The organism is Streptomyces sp. NPDC002309, from assembly GCF_053593375.1.
Map to the genome: position 1 here is coordinate 53,990 of NZ_JBSFCI010000015.1, position 18,562 is coordinate 72,551.

The following is an 18,562-nucleotide window of genomic DNA, read 5'->3' on the forward strand; positions in this document are numbered from 1 at the left end:
TCTCGGGGGACGGGGCGGACGAGGTCTCGGGTGGGGCGGACGAGGCCTCGGGTGGGTCGTCGGACGGGGCGGATCAGGCGGCGGGCGCCTTGTCGGGCGGGGCGGATCAGGCGGCGGGCGCCTTGTCGGGCGGCGGGGTCCCGCCCCCCGGTAGTTGTGGTGGGGACTTGGACGCCGGTGGTCGCGGTGGTGATGTGGACGCCGGCAGCCATGGTGAGGACTTGGACATCGGCAGCCGCCGTGAGTACTCGGACGTCGGTAGCCGCCGTGGAGAGTCGGACGCCGGTAGTCGCGGCGGGGACTTGGACGCCGGCGGCCATGGTGAGGCTTCGGACGACGGCGGCCGCGATGACGGCTCGTACGCCAGTGCCGCACCCGGGGTCGCGGGCCCCGCCGAGCCTGCCGAGCCCGGTGAGTCGCGGCTCGCGGATGCCTCGGCGCACCGGCCCGCCGACGTCGCGCGGGACGCGTTGCGGGCGGCCCGGGTTCAGCGGGAGGCGCAGCAGGCGCGTGACGACGTCGGGACGCCGGGCGTCGAACCGGTGGTGGGCCGGGGCGCAGCACGCTCTCCGGCCGATCGGTCACGACGTCCGCGCGCGCTGGGGGAGTTGTTCGCCGACGCAGTCAAGGGCCCGCCCCCGGCGGACGCGTTCCACCGGCCGCACTCCGTCGATGACAGCCGCCTGCGGGCGACGACCACGACCGCGCACCCTGCCGACGACCGTCCCCCGCTCGACGGCGGTCCCACCCTCGCGCCGCGCCTTGACGTGCCCTCGGAGCGTACGGCTTCGGCTGCGGTGTCAGCCTTGGGCGCGTCCTCGGACCGCACGGCTTCGGTTCCTGCGGCAGACCTTGACGTGCCCTCGGAGCGTACGGCTTCTGCTGCCGCGTCACGCCCCGGCGCGTCCTCGGACCGCACGGCTGCCTCTCGTGCGTCCCGCCCGGACTCGCCCTCCGGGGAGGCCGCCGCTTCCGCCGCCGCGCCGCCCTCCGGCCTGCCCGCGGAGCGCATCCCTCCCGCCGGTGTACCCCCACGTGCCCCCCGCTCCATGGCCTCCCCGCAGCGCGACGGCGACCTGCGGCGCACCTTCCCGGCCTTTCCGCCCCGTCCGTCCGGCGACGAAGCGGCCTTCGCCGAGACCTGGTGGGGCAACGCCTGGATCACCGCGCTGGAGCGGGGCGCGCTGGACGCCGAGCGGCTGGCGCGCGGGCGGGGTTACGCCCAGCGGGGACATGTGGACGCCATCACGGTGACCCCCGGCCTCGTCCTGGCCTACGTCACCGGCAGCCGCTCCCGGCCGTACCGGGTACAGGTGCGGCTGCGGACGCTGGAGGACGCGGACTGGGAGCGGTTCCTGGACGCCGCCGCCGATCGGCCGGGCCACATCGCCGCGTTGCTGGACAGGGAGATGCCCCAGTCGCTGGCGGACGGCGACGTCCCGCTGCTGCCCGTCGCCGGCGACCTCGACCCGCGGTGCAGTTGCCCCGACCGCGGCCACCCCTGCAAGCACGCCGCCGCCCTCTGCTACCAGACGGCACGTCTGCTCGACGCCGACCCCTTCGTGCTGCTTCTGCTGCGCGGCCGGGGCGAACGCGAGGTACTCGACGCCCTCTCCCGGCGCAACGCCACCCGGGCGGCCCGCGCCGCCCAGGAGAGGGAACCGGCACCGCTCCCGGGCGTCCGGGCGACCGACGCGCTGGCGCGGCGTGAACTCCCGCCACTGCCGCGCCCGTTGCCCGCACCGCCGCACCCCGAGCAGCCCCCGGTGTACCCCGGGGCCCCGGGCGGTCCGGATCCCTTCGCGCTGGACCAACTCGCCACGGACGCCGCCGCCCGCGCCCACGCGCTGCTCGTCACGGGTCGCGATCCGGTGGCGGAGCTGACGCTGTGGCAGGACGCGGTGCGGCTCGCGGCGGCCCGCCCCGGTTCCGGCCTCACCGCGGCCACCCGCGCCCTGTACTCCTCGCTCGCCTCCGCCGCCGGACGCACCCCGGCGGAGCTGGCCCGCGCGGTTGCCGCCTGGCGGCAGGGCGGCCTCGACGGTCTCGCCGTCCTCGAGGAGCCCTGGGATCCACCGGCCGGCCGCTTCGACCGCGCCCGCCCGCTGCTCCTCGCCGCCGACCTGCCCGCCTTCCGCCCCTGGCGCAACCGCCTCACCCACCCGGGCGGCCACGTCCAGCTCCGCCTGGGCCGCGAGGGCCTGTGGTACGCCTACGAGTCCGAACCGGGGCAGGACGACTGGTGGCCCCGGGGAACGCCCGATCCCGATCCGGTCGGCGCGCTCACGGGCCTCGGCGGCGCGGACACCTTCTGACCCGTGCCCGCCGCCCGCTGCCACGCCCGCGCCGGGCGGGCCAGCGGCGCCGGCCGGTACCTGTTCTGCTCGTCGCTGCCAGGCCCGCGCGGGCGGGCGCGCCCACCGGGCCGCTCGACTCCACCCCCGGCCCATCCCCTCAGCCCCCCACCTGGAGCAATCCCGCTCAGCCGACAGCCCCCGTCGCCGTTAGCGTGCTGTGAAGGATGTTGCGTCGGCGAGGACGGGGAAGCACACGATGGCCACTGACGACGGGCACGACGTCGCCCAGCCCCTTGCCCCGGCCGCCCGGGTCCCCGATCCCCACGTCATCGTCCTGTGCGGGGCGACCGGGGACCTGGCGCGGCGCAAGCTGCTGCCCGGTCTGTTCCATCTTGCCAAGGCCGGCCTGCTGCCGAGCCGGTACCGCATCGTCGGCACGTCACCCGCGAAGGACTCCTTCGGCGACGCGGAGTTCCGCGAGCACGCGCGGCAGGCCGTCGCCGAGTTCGGGCGGGCGGCGCCCGAGGGGCCCGAGTGGCGGACCTTCGAGGACGCGCTGTCCTTCGGGTCCGCCGACCCCGGCGACACGGGCCCCCTCCTGGCCGCCGTGCGCGAGGCCGAGACGGCGCTCGGCGGCAGCCCCCGCAAGCTGTTCCACCTCGCCGTGCCACCGGTCGCGTTCGGCTCCGTCGTCACGATGCTCGGTGCGTCCGGGCTGGCCGAGGGCGCCAAGGTCATCGTGGAGAAGCCCTTCGGCACGGACCTCGCCTCGGCTCTCGCCCTCAACGAGACCCTGCACGCCGTCTTCGACGAGTCCCGGGTCTTCCGCATCGACCACTTCCTCGGCAAGGAGTCCGTCGACAACATCCTGGCCCTGCGCTTCGCCAACGGACTGTTCGAACCGGTCTGGAACCGCGAGCACATCAGCCATGTCCAGATCGACGTGCCGGAGAGCATCGACATCCAGGGCCGCGCCAAGTTCTTCGAGGGCACCGGCACCTTCCGGGACATGATCGTCACCCATCTCTTCCAACTGCTCGGCTTCGTGGCGATGGAGCCCCCGGCGGCGCTCGACGCGCGCTCCCTGCGTGAGGAGAAGGACAAGGTCTTCCGCAGTCTGCGGCCCCTGGACACGGCCCAAGTGGTGCGCGGCCAGTACGAGGGCTACCGCGACGAGCAGGGAGTCGCCCCCGGCTCCGACACCGAGACCTTCGCCGCGCTCCGCGTCGAGATCGACAACTGGCGCTGGGCGGGCGTGCCCTTCTACCTCCGCTCCGGCAAGGCCCTGGCCGAGGGACGGCACATGGTCACCCTTACCTTCCGGCAGCCGCCGCTGCGTATGTTCCCGGTGGACGCCCACGGCGGGGCGGAGGCCGGCTGCGGCTCGCTCGCGATCGACTTCGACGACCCCGGCAGCATCACCGCGCGCTTCCTGGCGAAGGAGCCCGGACCCGAGATGCGGCTCGGGCAGTCCGAGATGGTCTTCGACTACGCCGGTTCCTTCGTCCAGGACCACGCCCTGGAGGCCTACGAGCATCTGATCCTGGAGGCGATGCTCGGCGACCAGTCGCTGTTCACCAGTGCCGAGGGCATCGACCGCCTATGGGAGGTCGCCGAGCCGCTGCTGACGCAGCCGCCGCCGGTGGAGCCGTACGCCAAGGGGTCCTGGGGGCCGGAGGGCATCCAACGGCTCGTAGGACCCCACCAGTGGTATCTGCCGGACGGACGGTGAGTCGTGCTGGGCCTTCCCGATCACATCCGGGCCTGTCTGTTCGACCTCGACGGGGTGCTGACGCAGACCGCGAAGGTGCACGCCGCCGCCTGGAAGGAGACGTTCGACGCCTTCCTGCGCGGGCGCGCCGACCAGGACGGCGGCACCTTCGTGCCGTTCGACGCCGTCCGGGACTACGACGAGTACGTGGACGGCCGGCCCCGCGAGGACGGCGTCCGCACCTTCCTCGCGTCGCGCGGCATCGAACTCCCCGAGGGCACACCCGACGACGGGCCCGACCGCGAGACCGTGCAGGGCGTGGGCAACCGCAAGAACGAGCTGGTGCTGCGCCTGATCCGAGAGCAGGGCGTGGAGCCGTACGCGGGCTCGGTGGCCTATCTGCGGGCCGCGCGGGACGCCGGTCTGCGGCGTGCCGTGGTCTCCTCCAGCGCCAACTGCCGTGACGTGCTGGTCGCGGCCGGCATCGAGGACCTCCTCGAAGGCCGGGTGGACGGCATCACCCGGCTCGAGCAGGGCCTGCGCGGCAAGCCCGCCCCCGACACCTATCTCGCCGGTGCCCGGCTCCTCGGAGTCGACCCCGGCGAGGCGGCGGTCTTCGAGGACGCCCTCGCCGGGGTCGAGGCGGGGCACGCCGGGCACTTCGGCGTCGTCGTCGGGGTCGACCGGGTCGGCCAGAGCGCGGCACTGCGCGGGCACGGGGCGGACCTCGTGGTGAGGGACCTCGCCGAACTCCTGGAGGAACCCCGGTGATCAGCCACCCGTCCTTCGCCTGCGAGCCCTGGTGCCTGCGCGAGACCGAGCTGAGCCTCGAGGTCCTCGCCCAGAGCGAGTCCGTCTTCGCCCTGGCCAACGGGCACGTCGGCTGGCGCGGCAACCTCGACGAGGGCGAACCGCACGGCCTGCCGGGCGCCTACCTGAACGGCGTCCACGAGGTGCACCCGCTGCCGTACGGCGAGTCCGGCTACGGCGACCCGGAGTCCGGCGAGACGACCATCAACGTCACGGACGGCAAGATCGTCCGACTGCTCGTCGACGACGAGCCGTTCGACCTGCGCTACGGCGAACTCGTCGCCCACGAGCGCATGCTGGACTTCCGCACCGGTGTGCTCAGCAGAACCGTCGACTGGACCAGCCCGGCGGGGACGGGAGCCCGTGTCGTCTCCCGGCGCCTGGTCTCCTTCACACAGCGGTCGATCGCCGCCGTGGAGTACGTGGTGGAGCCGCTCGACACCACGATCACCGTGGCCGTGCAGTCGGAGCTGGTCGCCAACGAGCAACTCCCGCGCACCGGCGGCGACCCCCGGGTCGCCGCCGTGATCGACGCGCCGCTGCGCGCGGAGGAGCACTTCGCCCAGGACACCCGGCTGCGTCTGCTGCACTGCACCGGACACAGCGACCAGCGGGTCGGGGTCGCCGCCGACCATGTCGTCGAGGGGCCCGAGGGCACGTCCTGGTCGTCCGAGAGCGAGCCCGACGTCAGCCGCTTCACCGTCACCGCCACCCTCGCGCCCGGACAGCGGCTCCGCCTCGTCAAGTTCGTCGCGCACGGCTGGTCGGCCGAGCGGTCGCTGCCCGCCGTACGGGACCAGGTCGAGGGCGCGGTCGCCGCCGCCCGCAGCTCCGGCTGGGAGGGCCTGCTCGCCGAACAGCGCGCGTACCTGGACGACTTCTGGTCCCGTGCGGACGTCGAGGTGGAGGGCGACCGGAAGATCCAACAGGCCGTCCGCTTCGCGCTGTTCCACGTGCTCCAGGCGGCGGCGCGCGCCGAGCGTCGCGCCGTACCGGCCAAGGGCCTGACCGGCACCGGCTACGACGGCCACGCGTTCTGGGACACGGAGTCCTTCGTGCTGCCCGTGCTCAGCTACTCCGCCCCGGACGCCGTCGCCTCGGCCCTGCGCTGGCGGCACGAGATGCTGCCCGCGGCGCTGGAGCGGGCCCGCGAACTCGGCCTGGACGGGGCGGCGTTCCCCTGGCGGACCATCAGCGGCGCCGAGTGCTCCGCCTACTGGCCCGCGGGCACGGCCGCCTTCCACGTCGGCGCGGACATCGCCGACGCGGTGGTGCGCTATGTGGCCACGACGGGCGACGAGGACTTCGCGCGCGGGCCGGGACTGGAACTCCTCGTGCAGACCGCCAGGTTGTGGCGCTCCCTGGGCCGCTCGGACGCCGCGGGCGTCTTCCACATCGACGGTGTCACGGGGCCGGACGAGTACAGCGCCGTCGCCCGCGACAACCTCTACACGAACCTGATGGCCCGCCAGAACCTGCGGGCCGCCGCGGCGTGCGTGCTCCGGTTCGCCGACGAGGCGGCGGAACTGGGAGCCTCGCCCGAGGAGGCCGCCGTCTGGCAGGACGCCGCGGACCGCATGGCCGTGCCGTACAACGAACAGCTCGGCGTCCACGAGCAGTCGGCGGGCTTCACCACCCTGGAGCGCTGGGACTTCCAGGCGACGGGGCCGGAGCGGTACCCCCTGCTGCTGCACTTCCCGTACTTCGACCTCTACCGCAAGCAGGTCGTCAAGCAGGCCGATCTCGTCCTGGCCATGATGACCTGCCCCGACGCGTTCACCCAGGACGAGAAGGCCCGGAACTTCGCCTACTACGAGGAACTCACCGTCCGGGACTCGTCCCTCTCCGCGTGCTGCCAGGCCGTCCTCGCCGCCGAGACCGGACATCTCCGGCTCGCCTGGGACTACCTGGGCGAGGCCGCCCTGATGGACCTGGAGGACCTGGAGCACAACACCCGCGACGGGCTGCACATCGCCTCGCTCGCGGGTACCTGGGTCGCCCTGGTCGTGGGCCTCGGAGGAATGCGCCAGTACGGGGGCGTGGGCGCCGGCGAGCCGCTGGTGGGCTTCGCGCCGCGTCTTCCGGCGGAACTGACCCGGCTCGCCTTCACCGTGCTGATCCGCGGCCGCAGACTGCGCGTCGAGATCCGCGGCGACGAGGCACGCTACGTCCTGCTGGAGGGCGAGCCCCTGGACCTTCTGCACCACGGCGAACGGTTCACGGTCACCGCCGGTGAACCGGTCGGGCGCGCGGTCCCGCCCGCCCCCTCCCACCCGGAGCCCCGGCAGCCCCGGGGACGGGCGCCCCTGCGCTGCGGGCCGCCGGGTCCGGGAGGTGTCGTTCACCCTTAAGTCACCCTGGAATCAGTGGAGTTGCTATCCCGGCGGGACTCCCGTGCGTCACACTTCCTACGAGGCGAACATCCGTACGTAGGGGGGCCGGGGCATGGGCATGTCCGGGTGGAGACCAGCCGTCGCCGCCGTGACCGGAACGCTGCTGCTGGCCGGGTGCACCGGCGGGCCGGGTGAGGGCTCCGGCCCGGAGGAGACCCCCGCGCGGCCGCCGGCCGACGCGAGCACCGCTCCGCCGGCCGACGCGAGCACCGCTCCGTCGCCGTCCCCGTCCGCGGCGCCCTCGGACGAGCCGTACACGGTGGCGCGGGACAGGGCACCCGGCACACGGGCCGAGGCGGTGGCGTTCGTACGCGGACTCGCCGTACGGCCGGACTACTTCGGCGCGGGGTTTCGCAAACGTGAGCCCCACGAGAGCGACCCGGCCGAGTGGGCCGTACTGGGCGAGGACTGCCTGTGGCGTCGCGAGCCCCTTCCGGACGGCGTCCTCGCCAGCATGACCAGGGGGTTCGAGCTCCCCGAGGCGGACGGCAAGGGGCCGGTGCAGGTCTCGTTGACCGTGACGGTCCACGCCGACGCCCGGTCGGCGCGCCGGGACATGGCCGGTTCCCTGGAGGACGCCCTGCGCTGTCCGGAGCAGCGGCTCAACGCCACGGTGCGGGTGCGCGGCCTGTTCTCCAGGGCCGACCCCTTCACCGAGCAGCGCAACGCCATCAGCGACGACGACCTCACGGAGTCCGGGACGTATGTGGTGGACGGAGAGAAGGGGGCCCACCCCTTCGACTGGTTCAAGTACCGGCTCGGCCCGGTGACCGTCGCCGCGACCGGACGCATCGGCGCCGGCCGCACGGAGGAGGAGGCGACCACCGTCTCCTCGGAGATCGCCAAGGGGGTCGGCTACGTCGCCGCCGACATCGACCGCGAGGCGTCGGCCGGCGACGGGGCCGGCAAGTCCGGCGCCGGGACGCCGGGAACCGGTACCGACGGTGGGACGGAGACCGCGCGATGAGTGAGCCCCTGCTGCCGTCGGACCCGTCGCGCATCGCCGCGTTCCGCCTGCTGCGCAGGCTGGGCGCCGGCGGCATGGGCGTGGTCTACCTCGGGCGCACCGACGCCGGGAAGCTCGCCGCGGTCAAGGTGACGCGGGCCGACGGCGCGGCCGACGACGACTTCAGGACCCGCTTCGCCCGCGAGGTGGAGCTCGCCCGGCGGGTCGAGAGCCCCTGGGTCGTGCCGGTGCTCGACGCGGACGCCGAGGCGGACGAGCCGTGGCTGGCCACGGAGTTCGTCCCCGGACCCTCGCTCGCCGAGGCGGTGGCCGCGCACGGGCCGCTGCCCCCGCGCGCGGCCCGTGTGCTCGGCGGACGGCTGGCGGAGGCGCTGGCGAGCGTGCACGCGGCCGGCCTCGTCCACCGGGACGTCAAACCGGGCAACGTCCTGCTGACCTTGGACGGACCCCGCCTGATCGACTTCGGTATCGCGCGGGCCCTGGACGACACGGCGCTGACCGCGTCGGGCGTCGTCGTCGGCACCCCCGGCTTCCTCGCCCCGGAACAGGCGCGGGGCGAGGACGCCACGGACGCGAGCGACGTCTTCGCGCTGGGCTGCGTCCTGGCGTACGCGATGACCGGCCGCCCGCCCTTCGGCACGGGGGAGCCGCACGCGCTGCTCTACCGCACCGTCCACGACGAACCCGAACTCGACCGGGTGGACTCCGGATCGCGGCCCGTCGTGGCCCGCTGCCTGGCCAAGGACCCCCAGGCGCGTCCCACGGCCGAGGAGGTGCGCGCCGGGCTGACCGAGGACCTCCCCGACGGCGCCGACTGGCTCCCCGACCCGGTGGCCCGGACGGTGGCCCTGCGCTCCAGCGAGAGCCTGGCCCTGCCGGGCATCGAGCCGACGGTCGTCGACGGGGACTCCGAGGGCGCCGACGGGGACGAGGACACGCCGCAGGCCCCGCCCTCGCGCCCGGCCCGGCGCCGGCTGCTGCTCGCCGGCGGGGCCCTGCTGCTGGCAGCGGGCGGCGCGGCCACCGCCGCCGTCCTGTCGGGCCGCGACGACGAGCCGGACGGCCCCGGACCCGCCCGCCCCACGTACGTCCTCGGCGTCCACTCGACCAGCGACCCCGCCGCCGCACCGCTCGCCCGGGCCTGCGAGCGTGCCGCCCACCTCGCCGTCGCCCAGCACAACGCCGCCCCGAAGCGGGCCTACGACCTCACCGTACGGGTGCTGCGCGACCCGGGCTCGGTCTCCGGCGGCCGGGAGGTCGCGGGCCGCTTCACCGCCGACCGTGACGTCGTCGCGGTCCTCGGGCCGGTCACCGAGCTCGCGATGCGCACGGCGGCGAACGTCTACGGCGAGGCCGGGCTCACCCACGTCTCCAGCACCACGGGTCAGCAGGACTACTTCCTCGTGTCGCCCGAGTCGTCGTTCCAGAGCGGCACGGCCCACTCCGCGCTCGGCAGCTGGATCGTGCTGCACGCCCTGGTGAGCAAACACGCGGGACGCCTCGGCGTGGTCCTCGACCGCTCCGGCGGCACGGCGATCCAGGACCAGGGCTCCCTGGTCGTCAGCCAGTGGCGCCAGACGCTCGGCGGCGAGGTCGTGCCGCGCGTCGTCGCCGAGGAGACCGACGACGGCCCGGCCGCCGTCCGCTCGCTGCTCGCCGGCGGTGTCGACGCCTTCGCCTACCTCGGCCCCCTGGACGCCACCGTGCGCGCGGCCCGGGAACTGTCCGACGCCGGATTCACCGGACCGCGCTGGATGCAGCACCAGCTGTACGGCTCGCCGTTCCCGAGCCGCGCGGGCGCCGCCGGCGAGGGGTGGTACGCCGTCACCTCCGCCGTGGACGCCGCCGCGTTGACGACGAAGCGGGCCAGGGACTTCACCGAGGCGTGGCGCATCCGCCACGGCACCGCGCCGGAGCCGTACGCCGCCGAGGCGTACGACTCGGTGCGCATGATGCTCACCGAGTTCGCCCGCACGGTCCCGGCCGGGGCGCGCCGCCGCCCGGCACGGACCGCGCTGGGCGAGCGCATCGCGAAGGTCTCCTACCGGGGAATCGCCCGGGGCTACGCCTTCGGGGACTACCACGAGTACACCAGCACCGGCCGCGGCTGGTCGGACGGCACCTTCGTGCACGAGGTGAGAGACGGGCGGTTCCGGCAACAGGGATCGCTGTCCGACCTGGAGCGCGCCTCGCAGTCCACCGGGTAGCGACGGGACGCCGCCCGCCCACGGCGGCGAGGAAGGCGAACGGCATGGAACGGCTGCGCCCCTCCGACCCCTCGGAGATCGGCGGCCATCGGCTCGCGGCACGGCTCGGCGCGGGCGGCATGGGAGTCGTCTACCTGGCGCGCTCCGCGCATGCCGCCTGGTGCGCGGTGAAGGTGATCCGCGCCGAGCACGCCGACGACCCCGGGTTCCGCGCCCGTTTCCGCCGCGAGGTCGACCTCGCGTCCCGCCTGACAGGGCGGTGGACCGTGCCGGTGGTCGCGGCCGACGCCGAGAGCCGCGCGCCCTGGCTCGCCACCGCCTATGTGCCGGGCCCGTCCCTCGCCGAGGCCGTCGTCCGCCACGGTCCCTGGCCCGAGGAGCAGCTCAGGGCCCTGGGCGCCGCGCTGTCCGAGGCGCTGCACGACGTGCACACGGCCGGCCTCGTCCACCGTGACGTCAAGCCCGCCAACGTGCTGCTCGCCGCCGACGGGCCACGCCTGATCGACTTCGGGATCGCGCGCGGCGTCGGCGCGACCGCCCTGACCGCGGACGGCGTCGTCGTCGGCTCACCCGGCTACCTCTCGCCCGAGCAGGCCCGCGGTCTGCCGGTGGGCCCGCCCAGCGACGTCTTCTCCCTGGGCTGCGTCCTCGCCCACGCGGCCACCGGCCGCGCCGTGTTCGGCACCGGCGGCGCCGCGAGCGTGCTGTACCGCACCGTGCACGAGGAGCCCGACCTCGACGGCGTACCGGACGGCCTGGAACGGCTCGTACGGCGCTGCCTCGCCAAGGACCCGAAGTCCCGCCCCACGGTGCCCGGACTGCGGGCGGAATTGGGCGTGTTCATCGCTGACGGCTGGCTGCCCGCGGGCCTGCCGCCGCTGATCGCGGCCCGCGCCTCCCGCGTCCTCGACCTGCCGGTCCCCGACCCGACCGCCGTCGACACGCCCCCGGCGCCGGCCGGACCCGTCTCGCCCACCCGAAGGCGCCTGCTGACCGGAGCGGCGGTGCTGGGCGTCACCTCCGCCGGGGTCGCCGGGTGGTGGGCGACACGCCCCGGCGCGTCCGCCGGCCAGGGCGCCGCCCCACGCCCCCGGCGGGTGATCGGCCTCCTCGGGGACGGCGGCGACACCGTCCTCACCGCCCAGGAACGGGGCGCCCGCATCGCCGTCGAGCAGCACAACCGGGACACCGGCCGCACCTTCGACCTCGTCCTGCGCACCGCCGACGACGGCGGCACCGCGGCGGGCGCCGGTCGCGCGGCGGCCCGGCTCGCCGCCGACCCCGAGGTGGCCGTGGTGCTCGGCGCCGGGACCAACACGACCGTGGTCCCTGCCGTGGCCGCGTGCACGCGGGCGCGCGTCGCCCTGCTCGTCACCCGCGCGGACACCGACCGGCTCGACAGCGCCAACCTCACGACCGCGCTGGTGCTCCGCTCCACCCGGACCGCCGGCCCGCCCGCGATCCTGCGCCATCTCAACCGGGTGGTGAAGCCGGCCAGGACGGTGGTCGTGCACGACCTCACCGACGCGGCCGAGACCCTGGGGACCGTGCGCATCGTCACCGTCTACGGCAAGCTCGACGGCGAGTCCGCGGTGGAGGAGATCCCCGCGGACGAGGACTTCACCGCCGTCGCCCGGCGGATCGCCGCGCGGCCGGGCGACGCCGTCCTGTTCGCGGGGATACGGCCCGACCGCGCCGCCTCCTGCGCCCGCGCCCTGCGGTCCGCCGGCCACCGGGGCGCCCGCGTCACCGCCGAGCACGTGCTCGGCGGGCGCTTCCTCGCCGAGGCGGAGGGCTGGATGGTCGGCACCGCGTACACCGACGCCGACGCCGATCCCCGCACCGAGGTGTTCGCCGCCGCCCACCGCGAACGCCACGGCACCGCACCGGCGCCCTGGGCGGCCGAGGCCTACGACGCCGTCCGGTTCGCCGCGTACGGCCTGAGGGCCGCCGGCGCCGACGGCCGCTCGGCGCTGCGGTCGGAACTCCTGCGCCGGCCCTGGCAGGGCATCACCCGCAAGGTCGCCTTCAACGCGGGCGGCCAGTTCTTCGAGCCCCCCGAGGACGGCGGTGCCTTCCTGTACCGCGTGACGGACGGCGGGGCCCGTTTCGTCGCCCGCGCCGACGACATCGGCAAGGCGACCTGACCCCCTCGGCCGCCCGGTCTCAGGTCCGGTACTCCCCGGTCTCAGGTCCGGTACTCCCTGGACCGCTCGTACGCCCGGAGCTTGTCCGGAGTCATGTGCCACAGCAACGTGTGGATGCCCTCCTGGTCCGCGGAGATCACCACGAGCGCCGCGGCGTTGCCGTCCTTGCCGATCAGGACGCCGGGGCGGCCGTTGACCTCGACGACGTGGAACTCGCCGCCGGGAATGAACCGGGGCAGGAGGGCGGTCATCCTCGCCACCCGCCCGGCAGTCGCGACCGGGACGAGCGCCACGCCCCGCATGCCGTTGCCGTCCGCGTAGCTCACGACGTCCGCGGTCAGCAGGTTCTCCAGGGAAGCGGTGTCGCCGTTCCGGGCCGCGGCGAGGAACGCCTCCAGCAGACGCCGGTGCTCGGCCGTGCCGACTGTCCTACGCCGCTCGGTGGCCAGACGCCTGCGCGCCCGGCTGACGATCTGGCGCGTGTTCGCCGGGCTCAACTGCAGCATGTCGGCGATCTGGTCGTACGAATAGTCGAACGCCTCCCGCAGCACGTAGGCGGCCCGCTCGACGGGGTTGAGCTTCTCCATGACCAGCAGCACCGCCAGTTCCAACGCCTCGCCGCGCTCGGCTCCGACCTGCGGGTCCACGCCCGTGTCGACCGGCTCGGGAAGCCACGGCCCCGCATACGTCTCGCGGCGCACCCGTGCGGATCGGGCCACGTTGACGGACAGTCGTGTGGTGACCTTGGTGAGGAAGGGCGCCGGTGCCACCACGGCGCCCCGGTCCGTGTTCTGCCACCGGACCCACACCTCCTGGACCACGTCCTCGGCCTCGGTGACGCTGCCCAGGACGCGGTAGGCGATGCCGAAGAGCCGGGGACGCAGCCGCATGAAAGCGTCGGCGGCCTCCTCGAGCGTGGCTGCCGAGGAGGAGTCTCGCGGATTCATGGTGTGTGTCGCTGCCTCAACTTGTCAGGGCCGTGCCGCACGGCCTCGGTGTCGAACACGGCCGAGGCCCAGGTCGGCAGGGGCTGACCCGATGACCTGGACCTGGACCTCGGTCTCCGTCGGCCCAGCGCCGGCGGGGCCGGGGGAGCGGACCGGTGGTTCAGTCGGCATGGACGCCGAGCAGCAGACCGGTCGCCTGACCCACCTCGATGAGGTAGCCGTCCGGATCGCGCAGGTAGCAGCGCAGTTCCGAACCGCGGTCGAGAGGCTCGGTGAGGAACCGGGCACCCTTGGCGACCGCGTCGGCGTGGAAGGCGGCCATGTCCGCGACGCGGACATTGAGAAAGCTCGACACCCGTTCGGTGCTCCGCGGCACCTCCAGGGTGACGCCGGGCTTGTCGGGTGTGGGGCCGCCCCCGGGATTCATGATGATCCAGCTGTTGGCCACCTTGACGATGGCAGGGTTCTCCTCCGTCACGACCTCGCCGCCGAACACATCGGCGTAGAAGCGCCGTGACCTCTCCACATCGCGCACGGTCAGGAAGTGCGTGACGAGGAGCCCCTGTCGCGGGGCGGGCAGATCACCGTGAGCAGTCATGGTCCGTCGTCCTCACTCTGGGAGAAAAAGAGCCGGTCAATCCACGAAGTAGGAGTCGTGCTTGTCGAAGAACGCGGCGCGCTCTTCGTCGGAGGCGTGCGCCAGCTGTGACACCTGCTCGAAATACTCCTCACGCGGCGCACCCGGTGTGAACAGCAGCAGCATTTCGGCCGGGGCGTCGGAGTCGTTGCGGAAGGCGTGCAGTCCGCCTTGCGGCACGTGCAGGAAGTCGCCCTTCCGTGCGTCGATCCACTGTGCGCCGTCGAAAAGACGGACAGTGCCGTCGAGGATGTAGAAGGACTCCGAGATGGTCTTGTGGTAGTGGGTCCTGGGGCCGCCGGCCTTCGGTTTCATCTCGAATCGATAGAGCCCGAACTCGCCCCGTGTCATGACCGTGGTCGCCAGGTAGTGAATCGCGTCACCCCCGGCCGTTCCGACATTCGGTGGGGTGTCCGACGGCCGGTAATTCGCGTAGATCTCGCCGCCATCTCCGGTGTAGACCTGCTCCGGGTACGACATGCGAACCGTCCTCTCGCTGGGCCTGGATGCGTGACGGCGTGCCGGGGGGCCGTGCGCGGACCGCTGCCGTGTCCGCGGATCCGACGGCCGCTCTCGGCCCTCGTGGACGCGCCGCTGCAGAAGAGACCGATCACCCCCGGCATTTGTGACACGTTCCGGAGACCAACTCCGAAGAACGCCTCGCACGAGCAGCAGCACCGCCGGAGTCGAACTCCGCTGCACTAGAGCTGAGTTGCGTGTCACCGGCTCACGGGGGGGCGGAGCAGGCTGATTCCACTTGGCCTTTCGAACACATGTCGAAACCCGTGAGCGCGGAGGCCGCCGGCATCGACGTGCGCAGGTCGAAGTGGTGACGGGAGGCGGGGACGGCGCCCGCGAGGTCTTTCACCTGGTCCGGCCCAGATCCTCACAGCCCCCGCTACGGGGGCGGTCGTGATACGTGAGAGGGTCTGAGGCGTGAGTGAGACACCGTCGAACACCCTGCAATTGCCGGGCACCGGCGCTCAGGCTTCGAAGGTGGAAAAATACCTGGTCAACCCGCCTTTTCGGGCTGGTGGCCGGAGTAGTGTGAACTCACCGGGAGCTTTTCGCGTACCGGCTCCGCCGCGGGTGCCGTTTCCGGTGATCGACAATGCCGGGCCGCACCCACGAGCCCGGGGACAGGTCCGCGCCATGCCCGTGACCATTGACCGAACGACGTCGAGCAGGCGCGCGACGTCGCCGCTGGCCCGGCTGTCCTGAACGCCGGCGCCGGGCGGACTGGACGGCATGTGGTGGCCCCGCTCCCGTGCCCTCACCCGAGAGCTGCCGCCCCTGACGGCCGCGCTGGGCGAACTCTGGGGTCGCATCACCGGTATCACGGTGAACCCGGCCTACTGGCCGGTCATCCCGCGTTGGGTGTCCGTCGCAGGGCGCACGGTGCATGTGGTGTGGTCCACCGAGGGGCAGGATCCGCACAGGCTGACCTTCTTCTCCGCCGATGGCCGCCGGGATGTGCTGGTGATTCCGCCGGAAACCGGTGCGGATGCCGCCGCGCGGCTGATGGCAGGCGTCGGCATCGATGCCCCGGCCCGGGAGGAAGCAGCAGGCAGGATCGATGCCCGGATCAGGGAAGAGGCGTGGGAGACCGACGGTGGAGCAGGTCGGTCGCTGACCCTGCCCCCGGCCCATCGGCTCGACACGGCCTTGGCCCGGCGGAGGTGAGAGAACCATGATCACGCTGACGCGCCAGGGGATCCGGCAGATGGAGACAGAGGAGGAAGGGCGTGGCTGAGCCGTCGCGTCGGCTTCTCGGTCCGAAGCGAACCCTCGCGAGGAATGCTTATGCCGGATTGTCCCTTTGGCGTAACGTGGACAGCGGGTCGGCGCACGCTCACGTGCAATGGCCCGGAAGGGCGGCTCCGGCGGGTATACGCCGGAGCCGTTGCCTGTTTCCGTCACCGCGCCCCGCGGCGAGGCGCTCGCGCGGCGTCGTGCGGAGTACCGTGAGGTGGCAGGGTCGTATCGCGGTCGCACGCTCTGCGGTCGCACTGCTCTCTGCGGACGGGCGGACACCATGGCCGACTCCGACACCCCCGACCTCCCCAGGCTCCTGCCGGATGCCGTTCACCGGTCGGTGAAACCCGGGACGGCCCTGCTGCGGCTGGAGACGACACACGCACGCGAGGGAATCCTGGACGGCGCATGGTGGCCGCGGTCCCGGGACATCGGTGCGGAGCTCCCCTCGCTGGTTTCCGCGTTGACCGAGCACCTCGGACCTGTCACCCGGGTCGGTCTGGACGGCAGTGCCTGGGACGAACTGCCGACCCGGGTGATGGTCGACGGCCGAGTCGTCCACATCGATTCCTTCCCGGTCGGTGACGACACCGTCCTCATCACCCGGGGCGAGCGGGATCATTTCGCCCTGATGCTGGTCCCTCCCGACACGTCGTCCGACGCGGCACGCGCCGCGATGGCCAGGGCCGTACGGGCCGACAACGTCACCGAGGCCAAACAGATCCTCATCGATACGGGCAGCGACTCGCCTCCCGCGCCGGCCTGACACCCGTCGCAGATCGACTCCCCATCGGCCTGGACGTCAGATGCGGGCGTACTTCTCCGTCTGCTGGGCGAATTCCTGGGCCATGGCGGCGCTGACGGTCGGCTTGGTGTCGCGGATCGTGTCCAGGTAGTCGTCGGCGGTGGGGGTCGTCCGGGTGCCGGTGTCGAAGGTGCGCTCGAACTGGGCCTGGGAGACGGTACGCGCCGCGTGGGCGATGTCGGCGGGGGTGAACCCCTCGCTGGCGGACGCGAGTACCGCGCTGTCGGCCCGCGCGTCTGCTCGAGCCAGGTAGCTCTCCCACAGTGCGGTCCTGGCGGTGTGATCGGGAGGGCCGATCGGCAGCATGTAGTCGAAGCGGCCGTGCCGCAGGAACGCGGAGTCGAGCGTGGTCACGTTGTTCGTGGCGCAGACGAGCAGCCGTCCGTCCTGACTTCGGAACCGGACGATCGCCTTGAGCAGTTCGTTGACGACGCCGACAGCGGTCGCGTCCGCGCCACCGCGTTCGCCGGCGATCTCCTCGACCTCGTCGATGAAGACGAGGACGTGGTCGAGCCGGGCGATCTCGTCGAAGCGCCGGCTCAGCCCGGTCGCCAGGCCGTACTCGGCGGCCAGACGGGCGGGGAACAGTTCGAGGAAGGGCCATCCCAGGCGGCTGGCGATCGCGTGCGCGAACGTGCTCTTGCCGGTCCCGGGCGGGCCGAACAGCATCACCGCCCGCGGCAGTTCCACTCCGTGCTGGGCGGCCAGTTCGGGATGGGCCAGCGGCAGGACCAGGCGCCGTTCGATGAGCTGCTTCTCCCGTTGCATGCCCGCGACCTTCTGCCACAGTCCCCCTGGCGGCAGTTCTGCTCCGAGCGAGGACAGCGTGCCGGCCGACTGCGGGGTCACCGGCCCGTGCTTTTCGAAGAAGACCAGTCCGGGGCGGGCGCCGAAGTCGCAGTTGCGCAGGGCGGTGGCACCGGTCTCGCCCTCGGGCAGGACGGCGTGCACCGCTCGGATGCCGGTGGCGAAGAGCCTTTGCTCAAGGGCCGTGATCAGGGCACTGCCCAGCCCACGCTGCCGCCAGCCCGGCGCCATGCAGATGCGCAGGATCCATGCCCGTTCGTCCTCCACCCTGCTCACCGCGGCGCCGATCAGCACGTCGTCGGCCGTGGCCACCACAGCCGGGTGGCGGGCCTGGAGGGCCGTCACGGCGTCCGAGAGCGGGAAGAGCGGCGGCTCCTCGGTCGTGCTGCTCTCCATGTCGACTCGGATCAGCGCTTCGAGATCGTCCTGGGTGTAGTCCCTGACCCGCCAACCCGTCATGATCAGCTCCGCGTGTTCGGCCGTACTCCCATCATCAGCCGATGTCCGGAGGACGCGCGCGACAGACTTCGGCCATGAGTCCGCCCTGAGGGACTTGTCGTTGGGGCCGGTGCCGGCCGGTGGTGCTGCTGCGGCGGCCGCGGTTTCCGGGCGAGGAAGGAGCCGAGCTCGCCGATCGTGCTCATGAGCGGGCTGGGAAGACGACGGTGGTGTTCTGGTCGACACCGAGGCGAACGCCGACACGTCCACGCTCACGTTGACTCGGGTGATGATGCCCTGCGGCTGATCGGCATGGTGACGACGCGCAGCGACACCCGGTGCAGGGCGTCGACGAACGGTGGCGCGCGACGGCAGTGGTGCACGGCGATCCTTTCCGCGTGCTCGACGGCGAGCCGGTGGATCACGCATGCCGCCGCCGCGATGAGGACCAGGAAGACACCGGTCGTGGCGGCTGTCTCACATGCCGATGATCAGGCGACTGGCGCGATCGGTCCGTGCCGGAACGGCCGCGGAGCAGATCAAGGAATTGGAAGGGGGAGGCTGCCCGGCCCGGCTCATGGAACCCCACGCTCCGCGCCTGCTCACGGCGGTGGGTATCGGTCCGGACGCGGCCGTCACTT

13 protein-coding genes are annotated in these 18,562 nt (G+C 73.2%); 9 read left to right on the top strand and 4 right to left on the bottom strand.

What is annotated here, in order from left to right; genetic code table 11:
• The first annotated feature begins 542 nt into the window (after positions 1-542).
• From ACWCPM_RS14895 to ACWCPM_RS14925, 7 genes are all read left to right on the top strand, one after another.
• Positions 543-2,315: an SWIM zinc finger family protein gene (locus ACWCPM_RS14895; protein WP_450976640.1), complete on the top strand. Its 1,773-nt coding sequence runs from the start codon at positions 543-545 to the stop codon at positions 2,313-2,315.
• A gap of 238 nt (positions 2,316-2,553) precedes the next feature.
• A complete protein-coding gene (zwf, locus tag ACWCPM_RS14900) occupies positions 2,554-4,029 on the top strand; it encodes a glucose-6-phosphate dehydrogenase (protein WP_450976560.1) in 1,476 nt (491 codons plus the stop codon).
• A 3-nt stretch (positions 4,030-4,032) separates the two neighbouring features.
• Entirely contained in the window at positions 4,033-4,779 is a 747-nt protein-coding gene (locus ACWCPM_RS14905; protein ID WP_450976561.1) for a beta-phosphoglucomutase family hydrolase, read from the top strand.
• A complete protein-coding gene (locus ACWCPM_RS14910) occupies positions 4,776-7,169 on the top strand; it encodes a glycoside hydrolase family 65 protein (RefSeq protein WP_450976562.1) in 2,394 nt (797 codons plus the stop codon). Before ACWCPM_RS14905 ends, ACWCPM_RS14910 begins: the two co-directional genes overlap by 4 nt.
• Positions 7,170-7,299: 130 nt before the next feature.
• On the top strand, positions 7,300-8,178 hold the full coding sequence (locus ACWCPM_RS14915; protein ID WP_450976563.1) for a hypothetical protein: 879 nt from the start codon (positions 7,300-7,302) through the stop codon (positions 8,176-8,178).
• The gene (locus ACWCPM_RS14920) at positions 8,175-10,385 is read left to right on the top strand and encodes a bifunctional serine/threonine-protein kinase/ABC transporter substrate-binding protein (RefSeq protein ID WP_450976564.1); all 2,211 of its coding nucleotides are present in this window, start codon (positions 8,175-8,177) and stop codon (positions 10,383-10,385) included. The genes ACWCPM_RS14915 and ACWCPM_RS14920 overlap by 4 nt, the downstream gene beginning before the upstream one ends.
• 44 nt (positions 10,386-10,429) lie before the next feature.
• Positions 10,430-12,532, top strand: coding sequence for a bifunctional serine/threonine-protein kinase/ABC transporter substrate-binding protein (locus ACWCPM_RS14925; RefSeq protein ID WP_450976565.1), 2,103 nt, complete (start codon positions 10,430-10,432; stop codon positions 12,530-12,532).
• Positions 12,533-12,573: 41 nt separating this feature from the next.
• On the opposite strand, the gene ACWCPM_RS14930 is transcribed toward ACWCPM_RS14925, so the two are convergent.
• The 3 genes from ACWCPM_RS14930 to ACWCPM_RS14940 all read right to left on the bottom strand — a co-directional run bounded on the left by ACWCPM_RS14930 (position 12,574) and on the right by ACWCPM_RS14940 (position 14,596).
• Positions 12,574-13,479, bottom strand: coding sequence for an RNA polymerase sigma-70 factor (locus ACWCPM_RS14930; protein ID WP_450976566.1), 906 nt, complete (start codon positions 13,477-13,479; stop codon positions 12,574-12,576).
• A gap of 160 nt (positions 13,480-13,639) precedes the next feature.
• Positions 13,640-14,077, bottom strand: coding sequence for a VOC family protein (locus tag ACWCPM_RS14935; RefSeq protein WP_450976567.1), 438 nt, complete (start codon positions 14,075-14,077; stop codon positions 13,640-13,642).
• A 36-nt stretch (positions 14,078-14,113) separates the two neighbouring features.
• Complete coding sequence (locus ACWCPM_RS14940; RefSeq protein WP_450976568.1) at positions 14,114-14,596, bottom strand: cupin domain-containing protein; 483 nt, start codon at positions 14,594-14,596, stop codon at positions 14,114-14,116.
• 759 nt (positions 14,597-15,355) lie between these two features.
• Between ACWCPM_RS14940 and ACWCPM_RS14945 the strand changes: the two genes are divergently transcribed.
• Both ACWCPM_RS14945 and ACWCPM_RS14950 read left to right on the top strand, forming a co-directional pair.
• Positions 15,356-15,799: a DUF5994 family protein gene (locus tag ACWCPM_RS14945; protein WP_450976641.1), complete on the top strand. Its 444-nt coding sequence runs from the start codon at positions 15,356-15,358 to the stop codon at positions 15,797-15,799.
• Between the two features lie 352 nt (positions 15,800-16,151).
• Positions 16,152-16,637: a DUF5994 family protein gene (locus tag ACWCPM_RS14950; protein ID WP_450976569.1), complete on the top strand. Its 486-nt coding sequence runs from the start codon at positions 16,152-16,154 to the stop codon at positions 16,635-16,637.
• 36 nt (positions 16,638-16,673) lie between these two features.
• Here ACWCPM_RS14950 and ACWCPM_RS14955 read toward each other — a convergent pair whose 3' ends face one another.
• Positions 16,674-17,942, bottom strand: a complete 1,269-nt coding sequence (locus ACWCPM_RS14955; RefSeq protein WP_450976570.1) for an ATP-binding protein — start codon at positions 17,940-17,942, stop codon at positions 16,674-16,676.
• Positions 17,943-18,562 lie beyond the last annotated feature (620 nt).

Bases quoted from the DNA above. Each gene is read 5' to 3' on its own strand.
- ACWCPM_RS14930 (WP_450976566.1), bottom strand. From the start codon at position 13,479: ATGAATCCGCGAGACTCCTCCTCGGCAGCCACGCTCGAGGAGGCCGCC.
- ACWCPM_RS14940 (WP_450976568.1), bottom strand. From the start codon at position 14,596: ATGTCGTACCCGGAGCAGGTCTACACCGGAGATGGCGGCGAGATCTAC.
- ACWCPM_RS14950 (WP_450976569.1), top strand. From the start codon at position 16,152: ATGGCCGACTCCGACACCCCCGACCTCCCCAGGCTCCTGCCGGATGCC.
- ACWCPM_RS14935 (WP_450976567.1), bottom strand. From the start codon at position 14,077: ATGACTGCTCACGGTGATCTGCCCGCCCCGCGACAGGGGCTCCTCGTC.
- ACWCPM_RS14920 (WP_450976564.1), top strand. From the start codon at position 8,175: ATGAGTGAGCCCCTGCTGCCGTCGGACCCGTCGCGCATCGCCGCGTTC.
- ACWCPM_RS14955 (WP_450976570.1), bottom strand. From the start codon at position 17,942: ATGACGGGTTGGCGGGTCAGGGACTACACCCAGGACGATCTCGAAGCG.
- zwf (WP_450976560.1), top strand. From the start codon at position 2,554: ATGGCCACTGACGACGGGCACGACGTCGCCCAGCCCCTTGCCCCGGCC.
- ACWCPM_RS14925 (WP_450976565.1), top strand. From the start codon at position 10,430: ATGGAACGGCTGCGCCCCTCCGACCCCTCGGAGATCGGCGGCCATCGG.